We start from the raw sequence: 14,138 nt of genomic DNA, 5'->3' as shown, positions 1-14,138 counted from the left end.
GGGTGAAGTTCGGAGTCGCTTACAGCTTCACGACGGCATCGGTGGGGCCGGATTCGGTGGCGTTGACGAGGGTGATCGAGGAGGGGCTGGAGATCTCGCCGGTGCAGAGGGCCAGAAGAATGCGGCGCATGGGTGTCTCCTCGATTCTCGGGGTGCGATGGGATTGCGGGAGAATTCTAGCATGACGGGCGCGGTACCCATCATCCGCGCGACCGTATTTTCGCGCACGACGCGGCTGGGCGTGGCGTTTCGGGCGGTCGTGGGGCTCGCGGGTGCGCGGAGATGTGGCCCGGCGGTGTCGATTTCCCTTCCGTTTTTGCGGGAGATCGCCTGCGCTCTTCGCGCATGGCGTTGTTGTGGTAACCTCAAGTGTTCGCAATTCGTTGTGGGAAGGAGGGCGTCGTGGGCGTCGGAGGCATCAAGCTGGCCGATTACGCCGATCCGCGTGCCGTGTCGCGGGGCGTGGGCATTGCCGCCAGCGCGAAGTCAATCGCGGGGCGCACCGTGCGTCGCGACGAGGATGTGACGGTGATATCCGCCCGCGTGGCCTCAGCCTCGGGCATCGCCGACTACTTCGACGCCTCGGTGATGTTCGGCGACTACGAGTCGCGCATCGTCGACTACGAGTGCACCTGCCCGGCCATCGCCCGCTTCGATGGCCTGTGCAAGCACTGCGTAGCTCTGGTGACCTCCTACTTTACCCAACCGTGCAGCTTCGAGGAAGGTGCCGTGCGCGCTGCGGCTCCGATGGCACGGCGCACGAGCGAGGCCCTCGGCCGACTGTTGGCGGAGGGGAAAGGCGGCGCGGCGGGGTTGGCCGCCCCTGCCTCGCGTGGTGCGGAAGGGACGGCCTCGGGCGTGACGCCCGGCAGCGTGCGCCTGGATGTTCAGCTCGTCTACGACGGGCGCCTCTGGTCGCTGCGCCTGGCGGTGGGCGGTGCGCGCGGAACCTACCAGGTGCGCGACATCGAGGACTTCGCCCGCCACGTGCAACGCGGTGAGTTTCACGCCTACGGCAAGAAGCTCGCCTTCGCCCATCGCCTGGAGGCCTTCGACGAGCCGTCCCGGGCCGTGGCCCGGGTGGTGGCCGGGCTCTTTCCTGACGAGCGCCTGTTCGGGGGCTCGGCCTTCCGCACTGCCGGCACCGGCAAGCGCGAGGCACGGGTGCGCGAGGCGGAGGTAGTGGCCCTGCTGGACGCCCTCGGCGAGGGATCCTTCACGTTTGCGCGTCGCGCCGGCAACGCCGAGGCGAGCGCCGACGTTGCGCCTGAACCGTGGCGTGTGGCCGCCGACGCACCGCTTACGGCCCTTCTGTTCGATGCTGCCGATGGCGGCTACGACCTGCACCTGTCCGAATCCGCGCTGGTGGTGCGGGGCTTGGAGCGGGCCTACGTGCTCGCCGACGGCGTGGCCGCGCGGGTGGAGGGCGCCGCGGCGGCAGCCTTCGCGTTTCTGCGGGAGGCGGGCCTTGCCGACGGCGCCGCGGCCTTCGTGGCCGAGGGCGACGGGGCGGCGTTCTGCCGTCGGGCGCTGCCGGTGCTGGAGGCGGCGGTGGACGTGCGCCTGCCTGAGGGGTGGGAGGCTCTGCGCCCGGTGGCCGGCACCCTTGCCTTCTACTTCGATAAGACCGGGAAGAAGGAGGCGGCGCTCATCCGCCTGACGGTGAAGGCGTTCTACGGCGAGCGCGAGGTGGTGCTGGCCAGCCCCGCCGACTCGGGCGAGGAACCCGAGCTGCGCCCCGCCTCGCAGCAGCCCTTCCGCGATCAGGCGTTGGAGGACGCCGGCATCATGCTGGCCGCCCAGTTCTTCGACGGCTCCATGACGCTGCCGCTGCGCCAGGCCGACCTGGCCGGCGAGCTGCTCTACGGGGGCCTCGCGCAGTTCCGCGCCGCGGGCGAGGTGTTCACCACTCCGGCCTTCGATCGGCTCGTGGCAGAGCGGCCGCCGCGGGTGCAGCTGGGTCTTTCACTGGTCGCGAACCTCATTCAGATGGACGTGCGCGACAGCGACGTGTCCCGCGATGAGCTGGCGGCGATGTTCTCCTCGCTGCGCCGCCGCAAGCGCTTCCACCGCATGAGCGACGGGCGCATTGTGGCGCTTGCCGAGGGCGATGTGGCGCATCTCGGCGAGATGATGCGCGATCTGGGCGTGTCGGCCGACGATCTTCTGAACGGCTCGGCGCAGATTCCCACCTACCAGGCGTTCTACCTCGATCGGGAATACGCCGACGCGGTGCGCGACGCGACCTTCGAGGACTACCTGCGCCGGGTGGAGGAGCCGGGCTGTCCCGTGGAGCCCCCTGCGGGCCTGGCCGCCACGCTGCGTCCCTACCAGCTGGAGGGCTTCCGCTGGCTCGCGCGGCTTGCCTCCCTCGGCTTCGGCGGCATCCTCGCCGACGAGATGGGCCTCGGCAAGACGCTCCAGACCATCGCGCTTTTGCAGAGCCTGCGGGACGCGGGGCGGCTGGAAGCGCCCGTGCTCATCGCGTGCCCGGCTTCCCTCGTGTTCAACTGGCTGGACGAGTTCGCCCGCTTCGCGCCTGCCGTGCCCGTGGGGGCCCTGGAGGGCACGCGCGCCCAGCGCGAGATGCTCGTGGCCCGGGCGGCTGCGGAGGAGGGCAGCGTGATCGGGCGCGGTGCGCGGGCGGCCGGTGACGGTGCCCCCGCGGTCGCACCGGCTGTCATCGTGGCCTCCTACGACCGCGTGCGCATCGACGGGCCCTTCCTGCAGCCGGTCGGCTGGGGCATGGTGGTGCTCGACGAGGCCCAGCGCATCAAGAACCACGCCACCAAGACCACCCGCGCGGTGAAGCGCCTGCGTGCCCCGCTGCGCTTCGCGCTGACGGGCACGCCCATCGAGAACCGCCTCTCGGAGCTGTGGAGCATCTTCGACTTCCTCATGCCGGGGCTCCTCGGCAGCTACGAGCGCTTCCGCGAGCGCTACGAGCTGGGCATCTTAGGGGAAGACGAGGAGGCGGCCGCCCGCCTGCGGGCGCTCGTGGAGCCGTTTCTGCTACGCCGGCGGAAGGCCGACGTGCTCACCGATCTACCAGCGAAGACCGAGATGGTGCGCTACGTGCCCCTAAGCGACGAGCAACGGCGCCTCTACGACGGGGCCGAGCAGCGGCTGCGCGAGGACTTGAACGCCCAGAAGTGCCAGAACGCCTCGCGGGCGAACCGGCGCGGGCGCCTGGCCGAGGCCGAGAAGAGCTCGGTGGAGGTGCTCGCCGAGCTCACGCGTCTGCGTCAGATCGCGCTGGATCCGTCCCTCGTGTTCGAGAACTACCGGGGCGGAGCCGAGAAACTCGGCGCCATCATGGAGCTGGTGGCCGAGGCCCAGGAGGCCGACCGCAAGGTGCTCGTGTTCTCCCAGTTCACCAGCTATCTATCGGTGCTGGCCGACGAGCTTGACCGACGAAGGCTTACGCACTTCACCATCACGGGCGCCACGCCCAAGCGCGAGCGGGTGGAGCTGGTGAAGCGCTTCAACGAGGACGACACGCCGGTGTTCCTCGTGTCGCTGAAGGCCGGCGGCACGGGGCTCAACCTCACAGGCGCCTCGGTGGTGGTGCACGCCGACCCGTGGTGGAACGCCGCGGCCACCGACCAGGCCACCGACCGGGCCCACCGCATCGGGCAGGAGCACGAGGTGGACGTGTACAAGGTGGTGGCGAAGGGCACCATCGAGGAGCGCATCGTGGCGCTGCAAGAGGCCAAGCGCGACCTGGCCGACTCCGTGGTGGCCGCCACCGGTGCCGATGCCCTGGAAGGCCTCACCCGCGACCGCCTCGCCGAGCTTTTGGGGGAAGAGTAAAAAGTATTAGTTTTCGACGGGTCCAAGAGCGCGATTCTTCGCGCGTGCTATGATGCTTCGTCATTATCAGGGGATATGGAAGTGGGGGCGATATGAACGACCAGGAGCGACAGACGTACGATCGACTTATACGAAAGGCTCAGGAGGCTTTCTTGCTCGCCATCGAGCTCTATAATCGCCCTACTATTCAGTACCATGTAGAAGGCTGCTCTTTCTTCCTCTGCAACGCATGGGAGCTCATGCTTAAAGCTCATATTATTGAGCGGTATGGAATTGGGGAGATCTATTATCCTGGAAATACGCGTACTCTTTCCCTAGAGGATTGCCTCAAAAAAGTGTTTACGAACAGCAAAGATCCTCTTCGCAGGAATATGGACAAGCTCATCGATGTGCGAAATACCAGCGCTCATTTCGTTGTTCCTGAATACGAAAGTTTCTACGGGCCCATTCTGCAAGCCTCCGTTGAAAATTTCGATCGTCAGGCAAGAAGGCTCTTAGGTATCGAGGTGAGCGACCTCATTCCGGAGAACTATCTTGTTTTGTCTGTTCGCAAATCTGCAGTGGATGAAGATGAGTGCCGCGCCCGCTACGACCCCATTGTTCTTGAGAAGATGTTGGAAAAACGCGAGGGCATCCTTACCACAGCTGATGAACTCGATAACAGAAAATTCAGCTGCACCTATGTAACTGAGTTGAGAAGTACGAAGAAAGGCGATGCCGACCATACTTTTCGCATTGCCGAGAGCGGTGATGTGCCCGTGGCGATCATCAAGACACCTGTTGAAGTTAAGAACAAATATCCCTATCGCCCGAGTGGAGTGGTAAAGGCTATTTGCGAGCGTCTGGCGAAGTCGAACGTTGTTCTGATGCAGGATGGCTCGGATACGCGCGCCCGCACAAAGAATCGTCGCCCCTTCAACCTCTATATGTTCGGACTGTTTACTTCATTCTATGGAATGAAAACCGATAGCCGATACTCTTACGATAACTCGCTGGAAGGGGAGGCCTCTTCTTTCATTTATTCGCAGCAAGCGGTGGATTTGATTTGGGATAAGATACGAGAGAATCCGGAAGGCATCATCGATCGCCTGAAGAAAGAAGTTGCGAAACGACCAAAGCCGACCCCAGGAGCAAAGGAATTCTAAGCATACAACCTATGCCTACTCCCATTCGGGAACCCAGCTTGTATCCACTCAAGTCGGCTTTGGTGAAATAGATTATAGCAGGTGCGTCATTTTGCGGCAATGTCAATATGGAAACAAATGTTCCTATATTTAATAGAGTTGACACAAAATGAAAATGGCAGACTCATGAGTGGTATACACGTGAGTCTGCCATGACGACTGAACGGCCTACTTCCGCTCGTCCTTCTCCACCATGGCGTTCATGGCGGCGCGCTCCTTGTCTGCGAGCTTCTCCTCGGCCACATCCAGGGCGCGTTTGTCATGCTTGGCGTTGGCGATGGCCAGCACCGCGCCCGATAGGGCGAACAGCGCAATGGCGTTGGGAATGACCATGAGCTGGTTAAACATATCGGCCATCTCCCATACCAGGTCGTTGGACAAAAGCGAGCCTAGGAAGATGAACACGAGCGCGATCACGGTAAAGGGCAGCACGGCGCGCTTTCCGAAGAGCCACTCCACGTTCAGCTTCGCGAACAGGTTCCACGACAGAATGGTGGAGAAGGCGAAGAACAAAAGGCAGATGGCCACGAACCAGGCACCTGCGCCCTCGCCGAAGAACTGCCCGAAGGCCAGCTGGGCGATGTTGGTCTTGGTGATAGTCTCGGCGGTGAGGCTCGCGTAGTCGCCGGTAGCGAGCATTCCGTCGCCCACGTACAGGGTGGACAGCACCACGAGCGCGGTCATGGTGACCACTACGATGGTGTCCACGAACACGCCGATCATGGCCACAACGCCCTGCTCGTGGGGGTCGCGCACCTCGGCCAGCGCGTGGGCGTGCGGGGTGGAGCCCATGCCGGCCTCGTTGGAGAACAGGCCGCGCTTGGCGCCCTGGCTGATAGCGGCGATGATGCCGAAAGTGGCGCCGCCCACGGTGGCGGCGGGGTTGAAGGCGCACTCGAAGATGAGCGCGAAGGTGGCCGGGATGTTCGCCGCGTTCATGATGAGCACGATAAGCGAGCCGAGCACGTAGAGGATGGCCATGATGGGCACGATCTTCTCGGTGACGGCGGCCAAACGGGACACGCCGCCGATGAACACGATGCCGGCCAGAATGACCACGGCCAGGCCGATGACCCAGGTGGGAATGCCGAAGGCGGTGTTCATGGTCTCGGCGATGGAGTTGGACTGCACCATGCAGCCCATAAATCCGAGCGCCAGGATGATGGCCACGGCGAAGAACCCGGCGAGGAACTTGCCCAGACCGCCCTTGAAGGCCGTGGTGATGTAGTACACCGGACCGCCGTGCACGGTGCCGTCCTCGTCCACGACACGGGTCTTCTGCGCCATGACGGCCTCAGCGTAGTTGGTGGCCATGCCCAGAAGCGCGATGATCCACATCCAGAAGATGGCGCCCGGGCCGCCCACGATGATGGCGCCGCATGCGCCCACGATGTTGCCGGTGCCCACCTGGGCCGCGATGGCGGTGGACAGGGCCTGGAACGAGGTCATGCCGCCGCCCTGGTTGCCGCCGCGCAGGCTGAAGTCGCCGAACACGCGGCGCCAGCCCTCGCCGAAGCAGCGGAACTGGATGCCCTTGGTGCGCACGGTGAACCAGATACCCATGCCGAGCAGCAGGATGATGAGGATGTAGTTGGAAAGATAGTTGTTGATGGTGGTAACGATACCAAGCAGTGCCTCTTCCACGGCGTTCCCTTCTTCTCGCGAGAAAACTCGGGGGAACTTATGCGTGGCCGGCCGAAAAGGTCGCGTCATCGCTCTGTCCGTTTGCCTGAGAGATTCGGCGCCCGTGAACGGGGCCTTGCACCTTCGGCACTCACTTAAGAGTTCTCCAGAGTTTTCTCCGCCTCCGGTTTGCGGGTCGCGTTCGTGCTGCGACATTGCGGCGGGGCCGCCCTGCCGTCAACGCGAGCGCCTTGCACATCCCGAAGACATCACAGAAATATTGACGCAGGCCACTCTACACCCTGACGCGTTGTCGATCAACAACTATTTTGGTTAGCGTTCGTTTCGTTGCCGCATCGTCCGCGAAAGGCACCGGACGTGAAAGATTTCTGCGAAAGTCGAAAAAATGAGGCAAAATGTGACTTATGAGCGTCCGTGTTACGGAATTTGGTAGTGGTGCTATGCGTTGGAAAACTGCGACCTGGGATTTCTTGAAATGTCGATGAAGCGGTTCATGCGAGATGGGCATCGAGACGCTCATAAGTCGCGTTTTCGATACAAAATCGCGCTGCTCGTCTAAAAAGAGAAGGGAGCGGGAGAATGGGGGCGTTTTCGAGGATTTTGAAATGCGGAAAGGACGCGCCATGAGCAAGTACGACAAACTGTGGGACTGGGTAGCTGCCCAGCCTGGCGAGGAGCTGACCCTCACCTTCGACGAGGTGGGCGAGCACGCCGGTGTTCCCCTGGACCATTCGTTTCTGAATTATAAGAAGGAGCTCGTGTGCCGCGGCTGGGAGGTGGGGAAGATCTCGATGAAGCACAAGACGGTGCAGTTCTCGCGGGTGAGCGGCTAGCTGAGCGTTTGCATTGCGAGGGAGCGGCGCCATGGTGTCGGTCCCACGGTGCCACGGTGTCGGCGTCGGCGGTGCGGCCCCACGGTGCCACAGTGTCGGTACTGGCGCCGCGGTACCACGGTGTCGGCGCGGCGTCCGCAGCGTGGTCGACTTGCCGCGGCGGCCCCAAGAGAGCTCCCGCAGGCGCTACTCGCCCAAATCTTCTACAAAGCCCACGCGGTAGTTCTTGAAGATGACCTCGCCCTCCTCTTGGGTGGCATCCAGGTCTACGTCGGCTTCGATGCGGAAGTCGCCGTCGCCGTCCTCGTCGAGGAAGATCTGGCGCACGTGCCAGAGATGCTCTTTCTGCTCCGGTCCCTCGTCGATGGCCAGGTAGGCGGCGCTGCGCGCATCGCCGTCCAGGCGGATCTCGTTGTGCTCGGCGAAGTAGTCGTCCAGGGCCGCATCCCAGGCGCGCTCGGTAAAGCCCCAGTTCTCATCCAGATTCCCCAGCTCGCGGGTGCGCTCCAGGGCCGCCAGGCGCACGCGGGCGAAGAGCGCATTGCGCACCATGACCTCCATGCCGTGACGGTCGGCCACCACGGCATCGGCGGCCACGGGCGGGGCGCCGGCCTCGGGCAGTGCGCCGGCATTCTCCCAGGCGTCCACGAGCGACGAGTCGGTGGTGCGCACCATGAACCCGAGCCACGCGATGATGTCGCGCAGCCTATCGTCCAGCGCATCGGGCGGCAGGGTGCGCACGAGCACCCGGAAGGCGTCGGACAGGTAGCGCAAAAGCGTCCCCTCCAACTTCGCGATGCCGTAGCGGCCGATGTAGGTCTTGAAGTCGCTCGCCGTCTCCACCATGTCGCGCAGCACGCTCTTGGGCAGAAGCTCGTAGTCGCGGGCCCACGGCACGCCCTGACAGTACAGATCGAAGGCGTGGGCGAGCAGCTCTTCCAGGGGCTTGGGGTAGGTGATTTCCGCCAGCCGCTCCAGGCGCTCCTCGTATTCCACGCCGTCGGCCTTCATGGCGGCCATGGCGGCGTCCCGCGCCTTGCGCTCCTGGGCCCGCAGCACCTTGGCGGGGTTCTCCAGCGTGGCCTCCACAAGCGAGATCACGTCTAGGGCGTAATCGGGGCTCTCCGGATCCAGCAGGTCCAGCGCCGCCAGCAGGAAGGGGGACAGGGGCTGGTCCAGGGCGAAATCCTCGGGCAGCTCCACCGTGAGCTCGTAGGCGGCACTGCCGTCCTCAGCGGTGCCGCGCACCACCACGCCGGCTTCCAGCAGCGTGTGGAAGATCTCGTCGGCCCGCGCGTTCAGCTTGATCTTCTCCTCGGGGGACTGGGCCGAATCGGCGATGAGCTGGTGCACGTTGGCCCAGGCGTCGCCCCCGCGGCTCACCACCGACAGCACCATGGAATGGGTGATGCGCATGTGGGGGTTCAGCTTCTCGGGCGGCTTCTCGATGAGGTGTTCGAAGGTCTGCTTGTTCCAGCTGACGAAGCCCTCGGGCGGCTGCTTCTTCTTCACCCGGCGCTGCTTCTTCGGGTCGTCGCCGGCCTTCAACATGGCCTTGTGGTTCTCGATCTCGTGCTCGGGGGCGAGCGCCACCACCATGCCCTCGGTGTCGAAGCCCGACCGCCCCGCACGGCCCACGATCTGGTGGAACTCGCGCGAACGCAGCCGGCGCATCTTCTGCCCGTCGAATTTCGTGAGCTGGGTGAGCACCACCGTGTGGATGGGCACGTTGATGCCCACGCCCAAGGTGTCGGTGCCGCAGATGACCGGCAGCAGCCCCTGCTGGGCCAGACGTTCCACGAGCAGCCGGTAGCGCGGCAACATACCCGCGTGGTGCACGCCCACGCCGGCGGCCAGAAGCCGTTGGAGGATCTTGCCGAAGGGAGTGGTGAACTTCGTGCCCTTCATAGCCGCCTTCACGGCCTCGCGCTGTTCCTTGTCAGCCACGCCGTAGCTCGCGAGCGCGCGGGCGTTCTTCAGCGCCTCGTCTTGGGAGAAGTGCACGATGTACATCGGCGCCTCGCCGGCGCGCAGGCCCAGCTCCACGGTGGCCTCGAGCGTCTCCAAGGTGTAGTCATAGGACAGCGGCACGGGCCGCGGCGCGTCGGTGACAAGGTCGACGGGGCGTGCGGTGCGCTCCTCCACGAGGGCGGCGATGTCGGTCACGTCGCCGAGCGTGGCGCTCATGAGCAGGAACTGGGCGTTTGTCAGGGTGAGCAGCGGCACCTGCCAGGCCCAGCCGCGGTCGGGGTCGGCGAAGAAGTGGAACTCGTCCATCACCACGCAGGCCACCTTCGACGCGGCGCCCTCGCGCAGAGCCTGGTTCGCGAGGATCTCCGCTGTGCAGCAGATGACCGGCGCCTCGGTGTTGATGGTGCTGTCGCCGGTGATCATGCCCACGTTGTCGCGGCCGAGCACCTCTACCATGTCGAAGAACTTCTCGGACACGAGCGCCTTGATGGGGGCCGTGTAGTAGGCAGTGCGCCCCGTGGCGATGGCCATGAAGCACAGTCCCAGGGCCACCATGGACTTGCCCGAGCCGGTGGGCGTGCCCAGGATGACCGAATCGCCCACGGCCAGGTCCATGAGCGCGTCCTCCTGGTGGGGCCACAACTCCATGCCCCGCGCCTCCACCCATTCCAGGAACACCTCTAAGGCCTCGTCGGGGGTGAGCACGTCGCCCTCGCCGGTTTCCGCCCAGGGCAGAAGCCAGCCGAGCGAGCCCGGCTCGAAGGGGTCGACGGGCGCGACGGGGTTGTCGGCGTCCGCGCAGGTGGTGCGCTCGGCAGCCTCGGCGGCGATGTCGTCGGAGGTCTCGCAGGCGCCTTCCTCGACGCGGTTTTCGGCTGGGTTGTCCATAGAATGTCCGTTCTGACGGGGCGATGTCTCACCATCTATTATAAGTAAGGGCCGCGTGAAGAAGATGACGCATCGGCAGCGGTTTTTGTGGTGTACTATAGGCGGGCTGTTTTTTCAGAGACGAAGAAGGTGAAGTTCGACGTGAAAAAGGGAAATGTGGCGGCGCTGCTGCCTATCGGGGTGTTCCTCGTGCTGTATCTGGGGCTCGGCGTTCTGTTCGAGTACGGCATGGGCATCTCCATGGGGTTCTACAACATCCCCATCGTGGTGATCTTCCTTATTGCGCTGCTGGTGGCCTGCTTCCAGAACCGCAAGCTGCCCTTCGATGACAAGCTGGTGGTTATGGGCCGTGGCATCGGCGATAAGACCATCGTCACCATGATCCTCATCTTCATGGCCGCCGGCGTGTTCGTGGGCACCGTGGGGCGCGACTCGGCCGAGTCAGTGGCCTACCTCATGCTGTCCATCATTCCGGCGGAGTTCTCCGTGGCCGTGCTGTTCGTGGTCAGCTGCTTCGTGTCCATCTCCATGGGCACCTCGGTGGGTACCATCACGCTCATCACCCCCATTGCCGTGGCCGTGTCGGCTGCCTCCGGCTTCAGCCTGCCTCTGTGCGTGGGCTCGGTCATGGGCGGCGCCATGTTCGGCGATAACCTGTCGTTCATCTCCGACACCACCATCGCCGCCTGCCAGGGCCAGGGCTGCCAGATGAAGGACAAGTTCCGCGAGAACTTCAAGATCGCCCTGCCCGCGGCTATCGTGACCCTCGTGCTCATCTTGGCGCTGTCCCTGGGATCCAACATCTCGGGCACGGTGCACAACGACTACAACCTCATCGAGCTCGTTCCGTACCTCATCGTGCTGGTGGGCGGCATTCTGGGCATCAACGTGTTCGTCGTGCTGCTGCTGGGCATCCTGTCCGGTTCCATCATCGTGGTGGCCGAGGGCGCGGTGGCGGCCACCGATCTTTTGGGGAGCATGGGCACGGGAGCGGCCGGCATGTTCGAGACTACCATGGTGGCCGTGTTGGTGAGCGCCATCTGCGCGCTCATTCGCGAGAACGGCGGTTTCGTGGCCCTGCTCGCCGGCATCAAACGCGTGTTCAAGGGGCGCAAGGGCGGCCAGCTGGGCATGGGTCTGCTCGTGGGCGCCATGGACATCGCCACGGCCAACAACACCGTGGCCATCGTGATGGCGAACCCCATCGCCCACGAGATGGCCGAGACCTACGACATCTCCCGGCGCAAGACCGCATCCATCTTGGATACTTTCTCCTGCGTGTTCCAGGGCGTGATTCCCTACGGCGCTCAGATGCTCGTGGCCATCTCCGCCTGCGCCGAGTTGGGCTTCAATGTGTCGGCGTTCCAGATCATGCCATTTCTGTTCTACCCGTTCTTCCTGCTGCTGAGCTCGCTGGTGTTCATCTTCCTCGTGCCGGATAACCGCGGCTACGAGCCCGATCATGCGGGCTTCGAGGAAGAGGTCCTGGAAGTGGCCGAAGAGGCTTAGGGGTTCCGGGCATACCCGACGATGCAGGGGCGGTCGCAAGGCCGCTCCTTTTTCTTGCGGCGTGGGCTCGCTATCGGTTGGGGCTCCCGGCTCGGCGCTCGCTACCACTCTTCCAGCGGGTGGTAGTCGGTAAGAGCCACAGCCTCGGGCGTGATGGCGAAGTCGGCCTGCCAGAGCTCCACGCCGGCGGTGCGCGCCTCGTCCACGCAGGCGAGCATCTCCTCGTAGGTGGTGCCGTGGTAGTAGCGGAAGCCGTCGTTCTCGTAGTAGAGGCAGTACAAGATGACGGCCCGCTCGTTGTGCTGGAGGGACGCGGCCAGTTCCCGCAGATGGCGCTGGACGCGCTCGGTGGAGTCGAAGGGAACCGGGGGCACCGTGGGCACCCAAGGCGGAATAGCGGTCTGTATCTGCACGAGGGGCGTCTTCACTTCCAGGTACTGGTTCTCGTTCACGAGGAAGTCGAGGCGCGAGGAGCCCAAGGGCACCTCGCGGCGCAGCTGGTCCACGGGCCCGGTGACGGCGCTGAAGGCGCCTTCGCGCAGGAAATGCTCCACGTAGCGGTTCGAGGCATTCTGGTTGATGCCGATCCATTGCTTCTCGGCCGCGTCGGGTTGCTGCAGCGAGAAGGCCTCCACGGTGAGGGGCAGCTTGCGCTGGGGGTTGTGGGAATCAGACACCAGGCAGGGCCGTCCCGTCAGATCCAGGTCGCCGATGCGCGAGACAGCCGGGCAATGGCAGCGCACGGGAGCACCGTCGCTGAAGGCCACGTCCATGATGAAGCGGTTCGGCCGCGCCAGGATGACCCCTTCCCGCAAAGGCTCGGGGAAGAGAAGGGGAGCGGTATTTGCTTTGGGGGAGGTCATGGGCCTGTCCTTGCGAGTAGAAGACGGAATCGTGGACAAAAAGCCGTCGAGTGAGCTCTGCGGAGGTCAATTTTGGGCCAAAAGAGCGTTGGACAGCGTCAAATTACCCTATCTGATAGCGAAACGTGATAAATCAAAGCCGTCGAGTGGCTTCCGAGAGCTCACTCGACGGCTTTTTGTCCACTTTTCTGCGAAGTGCTCACAGCGCCGGTTCGCAGAGGCGGTTGCTGCGTGGGTAAACCTTAGCGGGCCGCGTCGGCGAGGGCGCTGAACAGGCCGCGGTGACGGTCCAGGTACTCGGGATGCCACTGCACGCCCAGATAAAAACGGCGGCTCGGATCTTCCACCGCCTCCACCACGCCGTCATCCGAGCGGGCCGCCACCGTCAGACCCTCGGCCACGTGATCGATGCCCTGGTGGTGCATGGAATTCACGTCGAAGGCCCCTGCGGTACCGAGCACGGTGGCCAGCAGGCTGCCTGCGGCAATGGTGATGGTGTCGGTGGTGCGGTCGTAGGGCGGTTCCTGGCGGTGGCCCCGCTCGGTGACGCCGCAGTTGTACAGGTCGCGGTAGAGACTGCCGCCCAAGGTCACGTTCATCACCTGCATGCCGCGGCAGATGCCGAGGCACGGAATGCGCCGGTCGTGGGCCAGGCGGGCCAGCTCCAGCTCGAAGCCATCGCGGTCCTCGCTGACGGCGAGCAGGTCGGACAGGCAGGGCACCGCCGGCCGATCCGGGTCGGTGAGCACGTTGCGGCCGTCCAAGGTGGTCACCTCGTCGGGGCCGGGAGGGCCGCCCATGGCCTGGCGGAAGGCCTCGTCAGATGCGTTGTGGCCGCAGAAGGGCACGGGTGCGCCCGTGGAACGGCAATGGGACGCCGAGCCGCAGCCGAGGGCTGCCACATCGTCCATGTTCAGGGCATCGCGGTTCTTGGCTGGATCGGGCACGTAGTAGCGGGGGTGCACATCGCCGCCGCCGGTGATGACGAGCGCATCCACCGTATCGATGACCTGCCGCGCCAGAGCGCGGTTGGCCTCGGCCCCGCCGCGCACGGGCGTGAGCAGCACCGGTGCGGCACCTGTGGCGGCCACGCGGTTGATGTACTCCACGTTGACGCGCTGGAAGCCGTCGGCCTCGTTGAGCGTGGTGGTGATGCCGATAATCACTGAGATTTCCTCCCTGGTTGTTTTCTCAGGTACGAACATACCACCATGCGCGAGGGGCGCTCGTCTTGCATCGGCCAAGCAGCGCCGGCGAAGCGTGGAAGGGCGCCCGGGGCCATGGGATGCTCCGATGGCCCCGGGCGCAGCGGTGGCGATGCGTCGGGGGCACGGTCGCGCTTGCGCCGACGGGTGCGGCGATGCAGGATGAGGCGACGGGTGCGACGACGCCGCGGACTCGTCCTGACGAGGGGTGATGGGGTCCGGCCCCGT

General features: G+C 64.5%; 8 protein-coding genes and 1 riboswitch. Of the genes, 4 read left to right on the top strand and 4 right to left on the bottom strand.

Going from position 1 to position 14,138, the window contains the following annotated elements; translation table 11 throughout:
* The first annotated feature begins 402 nt into the window (after window positions 1-402).
* The gene (locus tag F8D48_RS04840; protein WP_151430163.1) at window positions 403-3,813 is read left to right on the top strand and encodes a DEAD/DEAH box helicase; all 3,411 of its coding nucleotides are present in this window, start codon (window positions 403-405) and stop codon (window positions 3,811-3,813) included.
* A gap of 92 nt (window positions 3,814-3,905) precedes the next feature.
* On the top strand, window positions 3,906-4,958 hold the full coding sequence (locus tag F8D48_RS04835) for a DUF3644 domain-containing protein (protein WP_151430162.1): 1,053 nt from the start codon (window positions 3,906-3,908) through the stop codon (window positions 4,956-4,958).
* Window positions 4,959-5,165: 207 nt separating this feature from the next.
* Here the strand turns inward: F8D48_RS04835 and F8D48_RS04830 are convergent, their stop codons facing one another.
* Window positions 5,166-6,641 carry an alanine/glycine:cation symporter family protein gene (locus tag F8D48_RS04830; RefSeq protein WP_240806227.1) on the bottom strand — a complete coding sequence of 492 codons (1,476 nt, stop codon included), beginning with the start codon at window positions 6,639-6,641 and terminating at the stop codon, window positions 5,166-5,168.
* 63 nt (window positions 6,642-6,704) lie between these two features.
* A riboswitch (glycine riboswitch) is annotated at window positions 6,705-6,800 on the bottom strand.
* 464 nt (window positions 6,801-7,264) lie between these two features.
* Between F8D48_RS04830 and F8D48_RS04825 the strand changes: the two genes are divergently transcribed.
* Window positions 7,265-7,474 (top strand): hypothetical protein, encoded by a 210-nt coding sequence (locus F8D48_RS04825; RefSeq protein WP_028026810.1) that lies wholly within the window; start codon window positions 7,265-7,267, stop codon window positions 7,472-7,474.
* 186 nt (window positions 7,475-7,660) lie between these two features.
* On the opposite strand, the gene F8D48_RS04820 is transcribed toward F8D48_RS04825, so the two are convergent.
* Window positions 7,661-10,333 (bottom strand): DEAD/DEAH box helicase, encoded by a 2,673-nt coding sequence (locus F8D48_RS04820; RefSeq protein WP_151430160.1) that lies wholly within the window; start codon window positions 10,331-10,333, stop codon window positions 7,661-7,663.
* A 141-nt stretch (window positions 10,334-10,474) separates the two neighbouring features.
* On the opposite strand from F8D48_RS04820, the gene F8D48_RS04815 reads away from it, so the two are divergent.
* Window positions 10,475-11,842, top strand: coding sequence for a Na+/H+ antiporter NhaC family protein (locus F8D48_RS04815; protein ID WP_151430158.1), 1,368 nt, complete (start codon window positions 10,475-10,477; stop codon window positions 11,840-11,842).
* A gap of 101 nt (window positions 11,843-11,943) precedes the next feature.
* Here F8D48_RS04815 and F8D48_RS04810 read toward each other — a convergent pair whose 3' ends face one another.
* Together F8D48_RS04810 and F8D48_RS04805 are read right to left on the bottom strand one after the other, a co-directional pair.
* Complete coding sequence (locus F8D48_RS04810) at window positions 11,944-12,705, bottom strand: DNA/RNA nuclease SfsA (protein WP_151430157.1); 762 nt, start codon at window positions 12,703-12,705, stop codon at window positions 11,944-11,946.
* Window positions 12,706-12,947: 242 nt separating this feature from the next.
* On the bottom strand, window positions 12,948-13,871 hold the full coding sequence (locus F8D48_RS04805) for a gamma-glutamyl-gamma-aminobutyrate hydrolase family protein (protein ID WP_170272730.1): 924 nt from the start codon (window positions 13,869-13,871) through the stop codon (window positions 12,948-12,950).
* Window positions 13,872-14,138: the final 267 nt, after the last annotated feature.

The sequence above is a fragment of the Adlercreutzia muris genome, from assembly GCF_008831045.1.
Lineage (GTDB): Bacteria > Actinomycetota > Coriobacteriia > Coriobacteriales > Eggerthellaceae > Adlercreutzia > Adlercreutzia muris.
The sequence above is the reverse complement of the archived record's forward strand: the minus strand, read 5'-3'. Positions and strand labels throughout refer to the sequence as shown.

Bases quoted from the DNA above. Each gene is read 5' to 3' on its own strand.
- F8D48_RS04835 (WP_151430162.1), top strand. From the start codon at position 3,906: ATGAACGACCAGGAGCGACAGACGTACGATCGACTTATACGAAAGGCT.
- F8D48_RS04825 (WP_028026810.1), top strand. From the start codon at position 7,265: ATGAGCAAGTACGACAAACTGTGGGACTGGGTAGCTGCCCAGCCTGGC.
- F8D48_RS04820 (WP_151430160.1), bottom strand. From the start codon at position 10,333: ATGGACAACCCAGCCGAAAACCGCGTCGAGGAAGGCGCCTGCGAGACC.
- F8D48_RS04810 (WP_151430157.1), bottom strand. From the start codon at position 12,705: ATGACCTCCCCCAAAGCAAATACCGCTCCCCTTCTCTTCCCCGAGCCT.